Here is a 15610-nt window from a genome sequence, read left to right on the forward strand (position 1 = left end):
GGATCGTCGGCAGCGTCAGATGTGTATAGGAGACAGGCGCCGGGCCGCGGCGGCGCCCACCTATTCCAGCGCGGAGTTCGTCGGCCTGGAGCGGCGTTCGGATGACCGCATCCACGCGGACGTGAAGGTGACGCTGCAGAACGCGGGCATCTTCACCGACCACCGCATCATCAACCTGTCATCGGGCGGACTGTTCATCGCCACGGACAAGCCGCTGCGGCTGGGGACCTTGGTGGAACTCACCTTGCGCTTCGATGAGCCGCCCCGGGTGCTGACGCTCCGCAGCTCCGTCATCTGGGAGAATTCGCTGGAGGACGGAAAGAACCCGCGCGGCTACGGGTTGCGTCTGAGCCACCTTCGCCCGGAGGAGAAGGAGTTCGTGCAGAAGTACCTGGCTCGCGCAAAGGACCTGAAGAAGAAGCCCTGAGGCCAGGCGCTACAGCATCTGCCCCAGGAAGACGGCGCCCATCATCACGTAGACCGCCATCACGGCCATGACAGCCTTCAACTCCAGGTCATCGCGGTCCATCAGGTTCTTGAAGTTCATCATCGTGCCCTCCGAGTGTTGCCCCTCGCCCTTCCATACGGGGTGCGGAAAAACCCATTGCGTCCACCGCAGCCGGCTCCGCTGAAGTTCCCTTGCGGACGGTGCGGTGGACTCAGAGGATGACCGTCGTGTCCACCGCCTCCGCCGAATACCGGCTGCTCGAAGCGATGCCCCTCCCCACCGCCCTCATCCGCGGCGAACAGGTGCTACGGGTCAACGCGGCGCTCGCCACCCTGCTGGGCGTTCCAGCGTCGGAGCTGGAAGCCCTGTCGCTCTCCGAAAGCATCCGCCGCTTCGTCCCCGCGGAACGCGGCTGGGTGGAGCCGCTGTATGAATCCCTCGTCCGCGGTGGGCCGCTGCCCGAAGGTCCCGTCTGGGTGCGCGTGCAGCCGGCGAGCGGCCCCCAGCGCACGCTGGCCCTGAGGCATGCGCCCGGTGCGCACCCGGATGAGCTGGTGGTGGTGCTGCTGGAGGCGGAGGCGGAGGACTCCGTGCGGCGCCTCACGGAGGCGTTGGTGGCGGCCGCCGCGACGATGCTGCGCTGCCGCGACGAGCGGTCGGTGCTGGAGACGGCCGTGGACGCCATCTACCGCCAGGGCTTCTCCGTGTCCGTCGTCTACGTGGACGGCGACGCCTTCCGGTACGGGCCCCTGCGGCAGAGCCCCTTCATCGTGGCCGAGGCCGAGCAGCTCTACGGCATGCCCCTGGCGGACGTGCGCATTCCGAACGCCGCGCTGCCGCACTTCCTGGAGGTGCTCGAGCGGCGCAAGGCGGCCTTCCACCACGACATGCTCGGCGTGGCGCGCTTCCCGCCTTCCGCCAACGGGGAGAGCCCCGTGTGCCAGCTGCATCCACCGGACATGCGCGGGCTGGACGCGCCCATCCTCGTGGACGGGCATCCGTTCGGCGTGCTCTCCGTGCAGGGCCCCGCCCTCACCCCCGCGGGCGCCAGCACCCTGGAGCTGTTCGCGCAGTTGGTGGGCGGCGCGCTGGAGAACGTGCGCCACCACCAGATGTCCGCGGTGCGGCTGGAGGAGGTGTCCCGGCTCCAGGACGAGCTGGTGGCGCGCGAGCGGCTGGAGGTGCTGGGCGAAGCCGCGGGCGTCGTGGCCCACGAGGTGCGCAATCCCCTGGGCGCCATCCTCAACGCGGTGGCGGTGCTGCGCCGCGAGGCCCACCTGGGGCCCACGGGACAAGCCGCGGTGGGCATGCTGGAGGAGGAGGCCATCCGGCTGGAGGACATCGTCCGGGACCTGCTGGACGTGGTGCGCCCGCTGGAGCCGCGCCCCCGCCCCGTGCAGTTGGGCGAGCTGGTGCGCCGGGCGCTGGGGCAGATGCATGGCCCGCCGGACGCCCCCACGCTGCGCTTCAGCGTGGACGAGGCCGCGGAGACGCCTCCGCTCGAAGGGGACGAGACGCTGCTCCAGCTGGCGGTGACGCACCTGGTGCGCAACGCCGTGCAGGCCTCACCCGCGGGCGGCAAGGTACGGATGACGGTGGAGCCCGCGGACGGCGGCGTGCGCCTGGTGGTGGAGGACGAAGGGCCCGGCATTCCCGACGTGGACCCGCAGCGCGTCTTCCAGCCTTTCTTCCTCACCCGCGCCAACGGACGAGGGCTGGGGCTGGCCATTGTCCGGCGCGTGGTGCTGGCGCATGAGGGCAGCGTGCGCGCCAGCAGCCGGCCTCGCGGCGGTGCCCGCTTCGAGCTGTGGCTGCCGCGAGCGCCTAGCCGTATGTCTCCCGTTTGATGCGCTTGTCCTCGATGCCCAGCGCGTGGAGGTGGCCCAGCACCGTCTCCATGAAGCGCGGCGTGGAGGGCGTGCGCGTCTCCAGCGCCTTGCGCCGGTCCCACGGCGTAATCGCCGGGCCGCAGGCGTACACCAGGCACGTATCCCGGTCCTGAATCAGCTCCTCCAGCAGGGCCTGGTGGACGCGGCCCTTCCGCACGGCGGCGCCGAAGCGCGACTCATCCGTCTCACGCGTGAGCGTGTGCACCACTCGCACGCGGTCCGGGTGCTGGCGCTCCAGGGCGGCCAGCTCTTCGCCATACAACACGTCCCCCCACGTCTTGTTGGAGAAGAGGAAGGTATGGCGCAGCTTCAGCCCCCGGTGGAGCGCGTCCTTCAGGATGGCGAAGTTGGGCACCGCGCCGGAGCCGGCCACCAGGTGGACGACGTGCTCCGTGCGCTCCTCCACGTCCTCCGGCAGCACGTAGGGCCCCATGAAGGCCATCACCTTCATCCGCGCGCCGGTGAGCCGGCCATGCACGAGGTACGGCGACAAGAGCGGCGGATAGCGGGTGAGGCCGGGGATGAACTCCTCGTCCTTCACGGTGATGGCCACCAGCGGCTCGTGTGGGGCAGATGCGAGCGAGTAGGAACGCTGCGGCTCCTTCCGCCCCTTCTGCTCCTGGAGGTAGGCCGACAGGCGGCCCAAGGCGGGGAACTGGTGCGGGTCGATGTTGAGGAACTGCCCGGCCTTGTATTCCAGCGGGACTCCGCCGAAATCCAGGAACAGCGTCGCCGTGTCGTGCGTGTCCATCCGCACATGGTCGACGGTGACCTCGTATTCCACGGGCTTCCTGGCGCGCGACGCGCGGGCTTCGACCAGACTCATGCGCCCTCCCATAGCCAACCCGCATGGAGGGTGGGAAGAGGGGAAGGAAAAACCGTCCCGCCCCCCAGTCCCACATGAGCGTTGGCTGTACGACGGCTCGCCCGCCAGGCGAGGCGCCGGGACAGGAGGGGTGCTGACGCGCGACACTTGTCGGAACTACATCTGCGGGTGGAGCGTTGAGGGCCTGGGACGACTGCCCCCCCTGAGCTAGAGGCGACCAATACGTGCTGCGCACTCTCTTCTTCCTGATGTCGAAGCTGCCAGAAGGCGCCCGCCAGCAGGTGGTCCGCGCCCTGATGAACGGCGTCTGGGACACCCTGGCGAACGAGCAGGTCCTGGGGAGGGAGAACATCCCGGACCAACCCTGCCTCTTTCTCTGCAACCACCTGTCCAACGCGGACGGCTTCACGCTGGACCGGGCCTTCCGGCCGCGCAAGGTCGTCTTCCTGGCCGGGGTGAAGCTGAAGAGCACGGTGATGACCCGCCTGGCCTCGGAGACGATGGAGACCATCGCCATCAAGCCCAACTCGCCCGACATCGAGGCGATGCGGCGGGCGCTGGACACCCTCAAGGCCGGCAAGTCGGTGCTCATCTTCCCGGAAGGCGCGCGCAGCCGCACGGGCACCCTCACCCAGGCGAAGAAGGGCCTGTCGCTGATTGCCAAGCGCGCGGGCGTGCCCGTGGTGCCGGTGGCGTTGCAGGGCACGGAGAAGCTGATGCCCATCAACGACTCGGACATGGGCGGCGAGCGGCTCTTCAAAGCCGACGTCTTCGTGCGCTTCGGCCCGCCCTTCCGCGTGGAAGCGCTGGAGGCCGAAGTAGCGGGCGCCGAGGACCCGCGGCAGGCCCTGGTGGATGCGATGATGCGCCGGGTGGCGGAGCTGCTGCCGCCCGAGTACCGCGGCTTCTACGCGGATACCTCCGCTGCGGCGGCTCCGGCCCCGGACTGGGAGCGGCCTTCCGCGCCCGCGTCCTGAATGAGGCATTGCGGCGCGCGCCGGGACGCGGACAATGGACGCTCCCGTGACACGCGCCCGCACCGACGAACAGCTCTTTGTCTCCACCCTCCCCGGCCTGGAGCCCGCCCTGGAGGCAGAAGCCTCCGCGCTGGGCTGGAAGCCCCGCCGCGTGGACGGCGGCGTGGAGCTGGAGGGCCCCGCCGGCCTGCACCAGGACGCCAACCTGCGCCTTCGCTGCGCCAGCCGGGTGCTGCTGCGCCTGGGCCACTTCCGCGCGGGAGACTCCGACACCCTCTCCGACCGGCTGGCTGAACTGGACCTGGCTCATGTCTGGGATGGGCGCTCGCCACCGAAGCTGTCGGTGAGCCTGAACCGCTCCCCCGTGCCAGGGCCCGACGTGGTGTTCTCCGCGGCGGCGTATGCGTGGAACGTGCCCTCGGTGGAGCGCGCGGGGCCGCTCGATGAAGAGGGCGGAGGTCCGGGCCTGACGTTGCTGGTGCGGGTGGATGGCGACGCGTTCACCGTGAGCGCCGATACCAGCGGGGATGCGCTGCACCGCCGGGGCTACCGCCAGGAAGTGAGCCGCGCGCCCCTGCGTGAGACGCTGGCGGCGGGCATCCTCCGGCTGGCGGGCTACGACGGCACGCAGCCCCTGGTGGACCCGATGTGCGGCTCGGGCACCTTCCTGGTGGAGGCCGCGTGGATGGCCATGCGCCGGGCGCCAGGACTGCTGCGCGCCTTCGCCTTCGAGTCCTTCCCCTCCTTCGACGCCCAGGCCTGGGCCGGGCGCAAGGCGCGCGCGGAGGCGGACGCGCTGCCCGCGCCAGGAGCGGCGATTCACGGCTACGACATCAACGCGGGCTCGCTGGGAACGGCGCGGCGCAATGCCCGGCGCGCGGGGGTGACACTCGCGCTGGAGCGGCAAGACGCGCGGACGCTGAAGGCGCCCGTGGAAGGCCCGGGGTTGGTGGTGGTGAATCCACCCTACGGCAAGCGCGTGGGCGAAGCCGAAGACCTGCCCGCGCTGTACCGGGCTTTGGGGAACACGCTGCGCCAGGGCTTCGCGGGGTGGCGCGCGGCGGTCATCCTTCCGGATGAGGCGGCGCTGGTGAAGGCGCTGGGACTGATGGGTGCGCGAAGCCTCCCGGTGAAGAACGGCGGGCTCAAGTGCCGGCTGCTGCTGTCGGGGCTGGATGTGACGTGAGGCCCAGGCGGTGCGTTCGAGGTCCTCCTCTACAGCAAGGCCCCTGGATACGCCGATGGGCGCCGGCTTCGCGTCCAAGACAGCCGGGCAAACCGGCCCCGACTGAAGAACGATGACCGCCCTGCCGCTCGGGGGGCAGGCGCGGAGTCCTCGGTGGAGCGCCCACGAAGGCCGCCATCCGGATGCGCCGCGCCGCCGTGCCGTGGTAACGCGGGCCTGTGGAAACGTGGTTCACGCCCTTCGAGCCGAAGCCCCTCGCGGACGAACTGCCAGGGTGCTTCCCAAACCCCTTCGACGAGGGCCCGCCCCACGCGCTGGCGCGCCGGGCGGCGGAATGGCTCCAGCGGGAGCTCCGGGCAGGCCATCTCGCGCCTGGACTTGCAACCTCGCGCCTCGACACGTCCGAGGGTGGAAAGATGTTCGGCATCCTCGTGGTCCAGGCGCCTGACGGACGCGTCGGATTCCTCCGCGCCTTCTCGGGCATGCTTGGCGGGCAATGGGACCTCCCCGGTTTCGCGCCTCCCCTCTTCGCCCGTGACGAGCGCGAGCGGCTGGAGCCCGCGGGTGACGCCCTGGTGAAGCGCCTGATGGCCCGTGAGGTAGCCTTCCGCCAGTCCCCTGAGCGCGCCTCCGTCCTGACCGCGCATGACGCGTTGCAAGCGCGCCACACCGAGGCCCGCGCGGTGCTTCGCGCCACACACGACGCCCGGAAGAAGCAGCGCCATGCGAGGCGCACGGACGTCATGGCCTCGGACTCGCTGAGTGAGGAGGCGAAGCGAGCGGCGCTGTATGCGCTCGACCAGGAAAGCCGGGGAGACAAGGCGGAACTGCGGAGGCTGGAGGCGCAACACGACGAGGCGCAGCGGGCGCTCGCGCCCCAGCGGGCCCGCATGGAGCGGCGACTTCGCGCCATGGAGCGACTGCGGCGCATCGTCTGCCGCGCGCTGATGAAGCGCCTGCACGACACCTACGTGGTGCCCAATGCACGCGGAGAACACCGGCACCTGCGCGGCCTCTACGCCAGAGGCGAGCCCCCATCGGGCGCGGCGGACTGCGCCGGGCCCAAGCTCCTGGCGCATGCCCTCACCCAGGGCTTCCGTCCGCTCGCGCTCGCCGAGTTCTGGTGGGGTGCTCCTCCTCCCGCGGGAGGCCGGGCCGCCGGCGCGTACTACCCCGCTTGCAAGGACAAGTGCGGGCCGCTGCTGCCGTACATGCTGGACGGTCTCCCTGTCTCCGCGCCCCGGCCCTTCACGGTGCCCGTGCTGCCGTCACGAGGGCTGGACATCGTCTTCGAGGACGAATGGCTCGTGGTGGTGGAGAAGCCGGAGGGCCTGCTCTCCGTACCCGCGAAGGACGTCTCGGTGGAGGACTCCGTGCTGGCCCGGCTGCGCGCGAGAGCTCCAGAAGCGGCGGGGACGATGCTCGCGCACCGGCTCGACCTGGACACGTCGGGGCTGCTCGTCGCGGCGAAGGACGCGCGCACCTACGCGGCCTTGCAACGCCAGTTCGCCGGGCGCGAGGTGCACAAGCGCTACGCCGCATGGGTCGAAGGCAACGTCCAGGGCGAGCGCGGCACCATCGACTTTCCCATGCGCGTGGACCTGGACGACCGGCCCCGGCAGATTCACGACCCCGTGCACGGCAAGCCCGCGGTGACGGAGTGGCACGTGCTTGAACGCAGCCACGGCCGCACGAAGGTGGCCCTCTTCCCGCTCACCGGGAGGACGCACCAGTTGCGCGTCCACGCGGCCCATCCGCTGGGCCTTGGCGCACCCATCGTCGGCGACCGCCTCTATGGCCACCCGGGGCCCCGATTGCATCTGCATGCGGAGGCCCTGTCGTTCCAGCACCCTGTCACGGGGCAGCGCCTCACGCTGGAGCGGCCGGCGCCCTTCTGACCTCGCGTATCTCGACCGCAAGCCCGCGCTGCACGAGGGCGCCGCGACGCCCGGAGCACCATCGACGCGGGCCCCCGGTGAGGGCTCCCGACCTCGCTGTTCGGAAATGTCGGGAGTTTTGCGCCACGAAATCTCCCGACATTTCCGAACAGCAAGCGCTCCGAACGCGCCGCCCCCCCGCGCATCCACCGTTCCCGGACACGGAGAGCAGAGCCCCCCAGGAACGCCCCCTCAAGGGCGAGACGACCTCGTTGAGGCGAGCGTCCCTGTCACCGCCGCAGTGGGGGGCACCGCGCCGAGAAGGCACAGCTGGCGCTCATGGGACCTTCCCCGCGCCCTGACAGGCTGCGGCGACATGGCAGACGCCCGCGTTCAGCGCGTGACGACGTGCTCGGAGGCATCTTCGGAGGCATCCGGCTCCGGCGCGGAGACAGTCTCCACCGCGGCCGACACCGCCGGCTTCACACCCAGCTCACGCGTCAGCTTGGGATTCACCCCGGTCTCCGCCAACAGCCGCTCCAGTTGAATGCGCGCGCGCCGGTTCTCCCGGTGTACGCGGCGCCCCAGAATCAGCTCGTTCTTCAGCGAGTGCTCCCAGCCCGTCAGCTCCGTCACCGTCACCTGGTAGCCGAAAGCCTCCAGCGTCAGCGCGCGGATGACGTTCGTCAGGTGCGAGCCGAACTCGCGCCGGTGCCAGGCATGCGCGTACAGCAGCGACATGCTGCCGCTACTGGCCACGACGGGGCGCTTCTCCTTGAGCTGCGCGGCCACCTCCGCCTGGCAACACGGCACCACCGCGACGTGGTCCGCGCCATGGCGGATGGCCGCGACGAGTGCATCATCCGTGGCCGTGTCACACGCGTGCAGCGCCATCAGCAGGTGGATGCGCTCTGGGTACTGCGCCGTGTCGATGTGCGCCGTCTGGAACTGCATCCGCGTGAAGCCCAGCCGTTGGGCGCGGCCCTGGGCCCGCTCCGTCAGGTCCGGCCGGCCTTCAATGGACAGCAGCGTGCCGCTGGCGGCGCCCTTGAGGAACAGCTCGTAGAGGACGAAGCCCAGGTAGGCGTTGCCGCTGCCCGCGTCCACCATCACCGCGTTCGGGTGGCGCGCCTGGACATCCTCCACGGCGGGACGCAGCAAGCCCATCAGGTGGTTCACCTGCTTGAGCTTGCGCAGCGCGTCCGCGTTGAGGTGCCCCTCGCGCGTGAGCAGGTGCAGCTCGCGCAGCAGCGCGGGGGACTGGTCCGGCAGCAGCTCCCGCCGGACCTGCGAGGCTTTGACGTTGCGCCTCAGACGGACACCACCTCGAGGACCTCGGGAATCATTTCCCGCAGGCGCCCCTCGATGCCCATCTTCAGCGTCGCCGTGGACGACGGGCATCCCGCGCACGCGCCCTTCATGTGCAGGTAGACGATGCCGTCCTCGAAGCGGTCCAGGGTGATGTCACCACCGTCCATGGCCACCGCCGGGCGGATTTCGTTGTCCAGGATGTCCTGGATGCGCCCTTCCACGGTGCCACCCCCGGACGAGCCCGCCGCCTCGCGAGCCGCCGCCAGCGCCGCCTCGTCCACCACCGGCTCGTTGGCCGTCAGGTGCGTGTCCAGCGTGGACATGACCTCGTCATTGAGCTCGTCCCACTCGCCCTCTTCCCCCTTCGTCACCGTCACGAAGTTGGTGCCAATCATCACCGCCGTGACGCCGCGCACGTCCATCAGCTTGCGCGCCAACGGGGACTTCGCCTGGGCCTCCTCGGGGTTCGTGAAGTTCACCGCCCCGCCCGCCAACAACCGCCGGTCCACCACGTACTTCAGCGTGCTGGGGTTCGGGGTCCACTCGAGCTGGATGTTCACCGACATTCAAATCTCCTTGGACGACTCCTCTAAGGCGCTCGCGGCCCCATAGCAACCCGGGTCGCGGGCTGGCAATCGCCCTCGCCCCCGCTCCCTCCACTCCGGCACCAACCAGCAATCCCAGAAATACATGAACTCATAGTGGATTTAGCGTAGACTGGGGGCATGCCCCCGCCCCCGCCCCGCGTGCCCGCCAGCGTGTTCGAGGGGTTCTTCGTGCGGGGTCTCCAGGCGGAGGGCCGGCTGGCCCAGGAACTGGAGGCGCTGGGGTACGACAGCCGAAAGCCGGAGTTGGACTACCCCATTTCTCTCTGGCAGCAGGCAGTGGCCCTGGCACGGCGGGAGCGATACTCGGAGCTCAGTGACGAGGACGCCTACCGGCAGCTGGGCCGCCAGGGCCTCTTCGGCTTCGCGCAGACGCTGGTGGGCCGCGTGGCCGCGGTGGCCCTGCCCATGATTGGGCCTGCGCAGGCCCTGGAGCGGGTGCCTCGCTACCTGGCGATGATGGGCCGCTCGGACGTGGACGTCTCGATGTCCTCCGAAGGCGAGCGCGGCCGCCGCCTCTCCCTGTCGGACCGCTACAACCGGCCCGAGCTGATGGCGGGGTGCCTGGAGGGAATGTTGGAGCTGGCCAACGCCCGGCCTCGAATCTCCGTGGAGGAGCGCAGCAGCGGGGGGTACCGTCTGTTCGTGCGCTGGTAGCCCGCCAGCCCCCCCTGGAGCCCCGCGTGTCCTACCCGCCCAGACTCGCCCACCTCGCCACCCGCGCCGTGGTGGTGGCGAAGCTCGTCCCCACCTACGCGCAGGCCCACCACATCGACGAGGAAGAAGCAGCGCAGCGGCTGTCCAGTGCGCTCTCCGGACGGATGCTGCCCACGTTGCTGGATGTCACGTGGACCGCCATGCGCGGCAAGGCGAAGCGGCTCACCGACGACGGGCTGGTGGAGAAGGTGGCCGCCACCTTGAGTGAGCGGCCCCTGCGGCCGGGACGCATCGCCCCCGTGGGTCCGGCGCTCAGCGCCTTCTTCATCCTGGTGGACCTGGAGGTGGGCACCGCGGGTGACGCCGCGCGGCGGGTCATGGAATCGGACGAGGGACGCCGCCGGGGGGAGGAAGGACTGGCGGAAGCCGGACGCTTCCTCGCCGCGGAGCTGACTCGCGGGAAGTAGCGCCCGGACGGCCGTGGCAGCAGTGGGCGCGCATCGTTATAGGCTCGCCCTGGCCCAGGCCCCGACGATGTCGACACCGCTCCCCACCACGCTGCGAATCCTGCGCTCCCTCTCCGACGTCCCCCGCGCCACGTGGGATGCGCTGGTGGACGCCCAGGCCACGCCGTTCCTGGAGTGGACCTTCCTCACCGCGATGGAGGAGAGCGGCTGCGCGGTGCCGGCGCGGGGCTGGCACCCCCGGCACCTGACGCTCTGGCGCGGCTCGCGCCTGGTGGCCGCCGCGCCCGCCTATCTCAAGGACGACAGCGACGGCGAGTTCGTCTTCGACAGCCCCTGGGCCACCGCCTCCGAGCGCGCGGGCCTGCGCTACTACCCGAAGCTCGTGCTCGCCGTCCCCTTCACCCCCGCCACCGGGCGCCGCGTGCTGGTGGCCCCGGGCGAGGACCGCGCCGCGCGCGAGGCGGAGCTGTACGCCGCCGCCCAGGAGTTCGCCCGGGCCGAGCGCCTGTCCGGCATCCACGTCCTCTTCCCCACTGAAGAGGAACTGCCCGTCCTGGTGGCCCAGGGCTTCGCCGTGCGGCTGGGCGTGCAGTACCACTGGCGCAACCAGGGCTACCGGACGCTGGAGGACTTCCTCGCCCGCTTCCACGCCAAGCGCCGCAACCAGCTGCGCCGGGAGCTGCGGGCCCTGACCGAGCACGGCATCGAGGTCCGCACCCTGCGCGGGGACGCGCTGGCGGACGCGGACGCGGACACCGTCTACCGCCTGTACGCCACCACGGTGGACAAGTATCCGTGGGGCCAGCGCTTCCTCACCCCGGACTTCTTCGCTCGCATGCTCGCCCGCTTCCGGCACCGCTGCGAGTGGGTGGAGGCGCGCCGGGAAGGCCGGCTGGTGGCCGGTGCGTTCAACTTCACCGGTGCCAACGTTCTCTATGGCCGTTACTGGGGCTGCTTCGAGGAGCACCCCTTCCTTCACTTCAACGTCTGCCTGTACCACCCCATCTCGGAGGGCATCACCTCCGGGCTGGAGCGCTTCGAGCCGGGCGCGGGGGGAGAGCACAAGCTCACCCGGGGATTCGAGCCGCGCCTCACGTACAGTGCGCACCTGCTCCTCCACCCGGGCATGGACAGGGCCGTGCGCGGCTTCCTGGCCCACGAGCGGGCAGCCGTCGAAGGAAGCCTGCCCCAGTGGCGGGCGGAGACTGGTTTCAAGGAGGGGGACTGAAAATCCCCCGCCCGTTCAGCAAAGGGAGTCCGAACGACTTATGGCGCAGAAGCATGAGCACGACACCTCCGTCATCACGGAGTCCGCCCCCAAGCAGAAGCTCAAGAAACCGCCGCTCTACAAGGTGCTCCTGCACAACGACAACTACACGACCCGGGAGTTCGTCGTGGCCGTGCTCAAGGAGGTCTTCCACAAGTCGGAGACGGATGCCGTGCAGATCATGCTGCACGTTCATTACAACGGTGTCGGGGTGGCCGGCGTTTATACGTACGACGTCGCCGAAACGAAGATTCAGACGGTGGAGGCCGCGGCGCAGGAGAACGACATGCCGCTGCGACTCTCCATGGAACCCGAGGAAGGTTGAAACGTGGCAGGACCGCTGATTGCCAAAGAGTTGCAGGCCAGCTTCCGCACCGCCCTGGACGAGGCGCGGAAGATGCGCCACGAGTACCTGACGCTGGAACACCTGCTCCTGGCGCTCACCAGGGATGCGCGCACGCGTGAAGTCCTCAAGGGGTGCGGCGCCAACGTGAAGCAACTCCAGGAGCGCCTGGTCTCCTTCCTGGAGGAGACGGTTGAACGCCTGCCGGAGGGCGTGGACGCCGAGCCGCAGCAGACCATCGGCGTGGAGCGGGTGCTCCACCGCGCCGCCATGCACGCGCTGTCCGCCGAGCAGAAGCTCATCGACGGTGGGGACGTGCTGGTGGCTCTCTTCCGCGAGGACGAGAGCCACGCGCTCTACCTGCTCCAGCAGGAGGGCGTCACCCGGTTGGATTTGCTCAACTACATCTCCCACGGCGTCACCAAGGACGGCGAGGGTGAAGGTGAGGGCGAGGAGAGCGCCGGCCACGCCACCCCCGCGGGCGACGACGACGAGGGAGAGTCCCCGAAGAAGAGCCCGCTTGAGGCCTACACGGTGCAGCTCAACATCGAGGCCCAGGAGGGGCGCATCGACCCGCTCATCGGCCGCGAGAAGGAGCTGGAGCGCACCATCCAGGTGCTCTGCCGCCGCCGGAAGAACAACCCGCTCTACGTGGGTGAGGCGGGCGTGGGCAAGACGGCCATCGCCGAAGGGCTGGCGCTGCACATCCACGAAGGCCGTGTGCCGGAGGTGCTGAAGGACGCCATCGTCTACTCGCTGGACATGGGCGCGCTGCTCGCGGGCACCAAGTTCCGCGGCCAGTTCGAGGAGCGGCTCAAGGGTGTGCTCAAGGCCCTGAAGGAGCAGCCGAACGCCATCCTCTTCATCGACGAAATCCACACCATCGTCGGCGCGGGCGCCACCAGTGGCGGCTCCATGGACGCGTCCAACCTGCTCAAGCCCGCGCTGGCCAGCGGGCGGCTGCGCTGCATCGGCTCGACGACGTACCAGGAGTACAAGTCCGCCTTCGAGCGGGACCGGGCCCTGTCACGCCGCTTCCAGAAAATTGAGGTGGGCGAACCCTCCGTCGAGGACACCATCCTCATCCTGGAGGGGCTGAAGAGCCGCTACGAGGAGCACCACGGGGTGAAGTACCAGCCCGAGGCCATCCGCGCGGCGGCGGAGCTGTCCGCCAAACACATCAACGACCGGTTCCTGCCGGACAAGGCCATCGACGTCATCGACGAGACGGGCTCGGCCGAGCGGCTCAAGCCGGAGGGCCAGCGCTCCAACACCGTCAGCGGCGCGGACGTGGAGGCCGTCGTCGCGAAGATGGCGCGCATCCCCGCCAAGAGCGTGTCCGCCAGCGAGGGCGTGCAGCTCCAGAATCTGGAGAAGGAGCTCCAGGGCGTCATCTACGGACAGGACTCGGCCATCAAGGACCTGGTCAGCGCCATCATGCTGGCCCGCTCCGGACTGCGCGCGCCGGAGAAGCCCATTGGCTCGTTCCTCTTCTCCGGCCCCACGGGCGTGGGCAAGACGGAGCTGGCCAAGCAGCTGGCGCAGTCGCTGGGCGTGGAGTTCCTGCGCTACGACATGAGCGAGTACTCGGAGAAGCACACGGTGAGCCGGCTCATCGGCGCGCCGCCGGGCTACGTCGGCTTCGACCAGGGCGGCCTGCTCACGGACGCCGTGCGCAAGCACCCCTACTCGGTGGTGGTGCTGGATGAAATCGAGAAGGCCCACCCGGACCTCTTCAACATCCTGCTCCAGGTGATGGACCACGCGACGCTGACGGACAACAACGGCCGCAAGGCCGACTTCCGCAACATCGTCCTCATCCTCACCACCAACGCGGGCGCCCAGGAGATGAGCACCAAGGCCATTGGCTTCGGGGACCTCGCGAAGCCGGTGGACTCCACCCGCGCGAAGAAGGCGATTGAGCGCACCTTCACGCCGGAGTTCCGCAACCGTCTGGACGGGTGGATTCTCTTCTCCGGCCTCCCGCCCGAGGTCATCCTCAAGGTCGTGGACAAGGAAGTGCGCCTGCTCCAGAAGATGCTGGACGAGAAGAAGGTGAAGCTGGCGCTGACGCCCGCCGCCCGCGCGTGGCTGGCCGAGCACGGCTATGACCCGGCCTTCGGCGCGCGGCCCATGGCCCGGCTGGTGGACAACTCGCTGAAGAAGCCGCTCGCCCAGGCGCTCCTCTTCGGGGACCTGAAGCATGGCGGCACCGCCCACTACGACGTGGAGGACGACAGCCTCAAGCTGCGCACGGAGCCCGCCACCGCCGAGGTGGCATAGCCCCTGCCCGCGCTGGCCGCGGACATGACAAGGCCCCGGTCCCCTTCCCTGGGAGCCGGGGCCTTCGTCTGTCCGCCCGTGACAGCGGGCGGGCGACTACTCGACGCGGTAGCTCTTCACCGCGCTGGAGAGCTGCTCGGAGATGATTTGCAGCGTGGTGGCGGCCTCGCCGGTGGAGCCGATGCGGGCCACCGTCTCATCCATCATCTTGGACAAGTCATTCACCGCCAGGGTGATTTGGTTGATGCCCACGTTCTGCTGGCTGACGGCGGCGGCAATCTGCCGGACGGCGGCGGCGTTGTCCTGGACGATGGAGGACAGCTCGCGCAGGTTCTGCCCGCTGGTGCGCACCTGGGCCAGGCCCGACTCCATGCGCTCGGCGCCGCGCTCCGTGATTCGCACCGCCAACGTCACCTGGTTGGCGATGTCGTCCAGCAGCTCGCGCACGCGCGTGGTGGCTTCGATGGACTGGTCCGCCAGGGCGCGGATTTCGCGCGCCACCACGCCGAAGCCCTTGCCGTGCTCGCCGGAGCGGACGGACTCGATGGCGGCGTTGAGCGCCAGCATGTTGGACTGGTCCGCCAGGTCCTTCACCGTCTGGGTGATGCCACCAATCTGCTGCGTGCGCTCGCCCAGCTCGACGATTTTCTGGGCAATCTCCCCCACCTGGACGCGGATGTCGTTGAGCCCCGCCATGGTGAGCTCGATGGAGGCCTCGCCGGACTTGGCCAGCGTGTCGGCGCGCTCGGCCACCGACAGCACGCTCTCCGCCTTCTGCGCGGCCAGCATGGAGGTCTGCTTGATTTCCTGCGCCGTCACCTGCGTCTCCTGCAGCGCCGCGGCCTGCCGGGAGATGGTCTGCGCCTGCTCCGTGGACGACGAATTCAGGTGCTCGGTGGACTGGGTGAGCGCCACGGCCGCCTGCTGGAGGTTGAGCGTCACCTCGCGCAGCCGCTCCACCATCTGCGAGAAGGAGCTGGCCAGCCGGCCCACTTCGTCACCGCTCTTCACCTGGATGGGGCGCGTCAAATCGCCGGACTCCACGATGTGGCCGGCCACCTCCGTCAGATTCTTCAACGGGCCGACGATGCTGCGGCCGAACAGCGCGGACACCGCCACGCCCAGGGCCACCAGCAGCGCCGCGAAGCCCACCATCCGCACGCGCAGCGCGGACACCAGTTCGTCGATGTGGTCCCGGGACACGCCCACGTGCACCGAGCCCAGGCGGCCACCGGCCACCGGCGCCACCACGTCCATGGCGCGCAGGCGGACGCCCCCGGCGTCCGCTTCCAGCACCGAGCCCGCGCCCGCGGTGGCGACCGCCTCCTTCAGCGCGTCCGGGAAGCCGTCCGGGAAGGTGTGGGCCACCACGTTGCCGGCCGAGTCTTGAATGAAGGCATAGGCCAGGTCCGAATGGCCCACGCTGGCGTCCAGCATGGGCTGGAGCGCGCTGGCCCCCGCCGCCACCCCCTGC

General features: G+C 69.8%; 13 protein-coding genes. 9 read left to right on the top strand and 4 right to left on the bottom strand.

Features of this window, described 5'->3' with window-relative positions:
- Positions 1–666 precede the first annotated feature (666 nt).
- Positions 667–2295: an ATP-binding protein gene (locus FMP39_RS34985; protein WP_194858692.1), complete on the top strand. Its 1629-nt coding sequence runs from the start codon at positions 667–669 to the stop codon at positions 2293–2295.
- Here FMP39_RS34985 and FMP39_RS34990 read toward each other — a convergent pair.
- Positions 2273–3163, bottom strand: coding sequence for an oxidoreductase (locus FMP39_RS34990; protein WP_194858693.1), 891 nt, complete (start codon positions 3161–3163; stop codon positions 2273–2275). The two genes, FMP39_RS34985 and FMP39_RS34990, sit on opposite strands and share 23 nt — an antisense overlap.
- 224 nt (positions 3164–3387) lie before the next feature.
- Here FMP39_RS34990 and FMP39_RS34995 point away from each other — a divergent pair, with 224 nt between their 5' ends.
- From FMP39_RS34995 to FMP39_RS35005, 3 genes are all read left to right on the top strand, one after another.
- Positions 3388–4140, top strand: coding sequence for a 1-acyl-sn-glycerol-3-phosphate acyltransferase (locus tag FMP39_RS34995; protein WP_141594332.1), 753 nt, complete (start codon positions 3388–3390; stop codon positions 4138–4140).
- A 34-nt stretch (positions 4141–4174) separates the two neighbouring features.
- Entirely contained in the window at positions 4175–5326 is a 1152-nt protein-coding gene (locus FMP39_RS35000; protein ID WP_141594333.1) for a class I SAM-dependent RNA methyltransferase, read from the top strand.
- A gap of 218 nt (positions 5327–5544) precedes the next feature.
- Positions 5545–7224: an RluA family pseudouridine synthase gene (locus tag FMP39_RS35005; RefSeq protein WP_141594334.1), complete on the top strand. Its 1680-nt coding sequence runs from the start codon at positions 5545–5547 to the stop codon at positions 7222–7224.
- Between the two features lie 372 nt (positions 7225–7596).
- On the opposite strand, the gene FMP39_RS35010 is transcribed toward FMP39_RS35005, so the two are convergent.
- Together FMP39_RS35010 and FMP39_RS35015 are read right to left on the bottom strand one after the other, a co-directional pair.
- The gene (locus tag FMP39_RS35010) at positions 7597–8400 is read right to left on the bottom strand and encodes an SAM-dependent methyltransferase (protein WP_305036089.1); all 804 of its coding nucleotides are present in this window, start codon (positions 8398–8400) and stop codon (positions 7597–7599) included.
- A 113-nt stretch (positions 8401–8513) separates the two neighbouring features.
- A complete protein-coding gene (locus FMP39_RS35015; RefSeq protein ID WP_141594336.1) occupies positions 8514–9080 on the bottom strand; it encodes a NifU family protein in 567 nt (188 codons plus the stop codon).
- Between the two features lie 159 nt (positions 9081–9239).
- On the opposite strand from FMP39_RS35015, the gene FMP39_RS35020 reads away from it, so the two are divergent.
- The 5 genes from FMP39_RS35020 (at position 9240) to clpA (ending at position 14136) form a co-directional block, all read left to right on the top strand.
- Positions 9240–9776 carry a DUF2378 family protein gene (locus tag FMP39_RS35020; RefSeq protein WP_141594337.1) on the top strand — a complete coding sequence of 179 codons (537 nt, stop codon included), beginning with the start codon at positions 9240–9242 and terminating at the stop codon, positions 9774–9776.
- 26 nt (positions 9777–9802) lie between these two features.
- Entirely contained in the window at positions 9803–10243 is a 441-nt protein-coding gene (locus tag FMP39_RS35025) for a hypothetical protein (protein ID WP_026114260.1), read from the top strand.
- Between the two features lie 67 nt (positions 10244–10310).
- Positions 10311–11471: a GNAT family N-acetyltransferase gene (locus FMP39_RS35030; protein WP_194858694.1), complete on the top strand. Its 1161-nt coding sequence runs from the start codon at positions 10311–10313 to the stop codon at positions 11469–11471.
- 40 nt (positions 11472–11511) lie between these two features.
- Positions 11512–11835 carry an ATP-dependent Clp protease adaptor ClpS gene (locus FMP39_RS35035; RefSeq protein ID WP_011555974.1) on the top strand — a complete coding sequence of 108 codons (324 nt, stop codon included), beginning with the start codon at positions 11512–11514 and terminating at the stop codon, positions 11833–11835.
- 3 nt (positions 11836–11838) lie between these two features.
- A complete protein-coding gene (clpA, locus tag FMP39_RS35040; RefSeq protein ID WP_141594338.1) occupies positions 11839–14136 on the top strand; it encodes an ATP-dependent Clp protease ATP-binding subunit ClpA in 2298 nt (765 codons plus the stop codon).
- A 96-nt stretch (positions 14137–14232) separates the two neighbouring features.
- On the opposite strand, the gene FMP39_RS35045 is transcribed toward clpA, so the two are convergent.
- The coding region (locus tag FMP39_RS35045) for a methyl-accepting chemotaxis protein (protein WP_141594339.1) at positions 14233–15610 on the bottom strand (1378 nt) is incomplete at its 5' end.

Source organism: Myxococcus sp. AB056 (assembly GCF_006547365.1).
Lineage (GTDB): Bacteria > Myxococcota > Myxococcia > Myxococcales > Myxococcaceae > Myxococcus > Myxococcus virescens.

What these genes read in the sequence shown, in the direction of transcription:
- FMP39_RS34985 (WP_194858692.1), top strand. Translation starts at nt 667, where the DNA reads ATGACCGTCGTGTCCACCGCCTCCGCCGAATACCGGCTGCTCGAAGCG.
- FMP39_RS35035 (WP_011555974.1), top strand. Translation starts at nt 11,512, where the DNA reads ATGGCGCAGAAGCATGAGCACGACACCTCCGTCATCACGGAGTCCGCC.
- FMP39_RS35015 (WP_141594336.1), bottom strand. Translation starts at nt 9,080, where the DNA reads ATGTCGGTGAACATCCAGCTCGAGTGGACCCCGAACCCCAGCACGCTG.
- FMP39_RS35030 (WP_194858694.1), top strand. Translation starts at nt 10,311, where the DNA reads ATGTCGACACCGCTCCCCACCACGCTGCGAATCCTGCGCTCCCTCTCC.
- FMP39_RS34990 (WP_194858693.1), bottom strand. Translation starts at nt 3,163, where the DNA reads ATGAGTCTGGTCGAAGCCCGCGCGTCGCGCGCCAGGAAGCCCGTGGAA.
- FMP39_RS35000 (WP_141594333.1), top strand. Translation starts at nt 4,175, where the DNA reads ATGGACGCTCCCGTGACACGCGCCCGCACCGACGAACAGCTCTTTGTC.
- FMP39_RS35020 (WP_141594337.1), top strand. Translation starts at nt 9,240, where the DNA reads ATGCCCCCGCCCCCGCCCCGCGTGCCCGCCAGCGTGTTCGAGGGGTTC.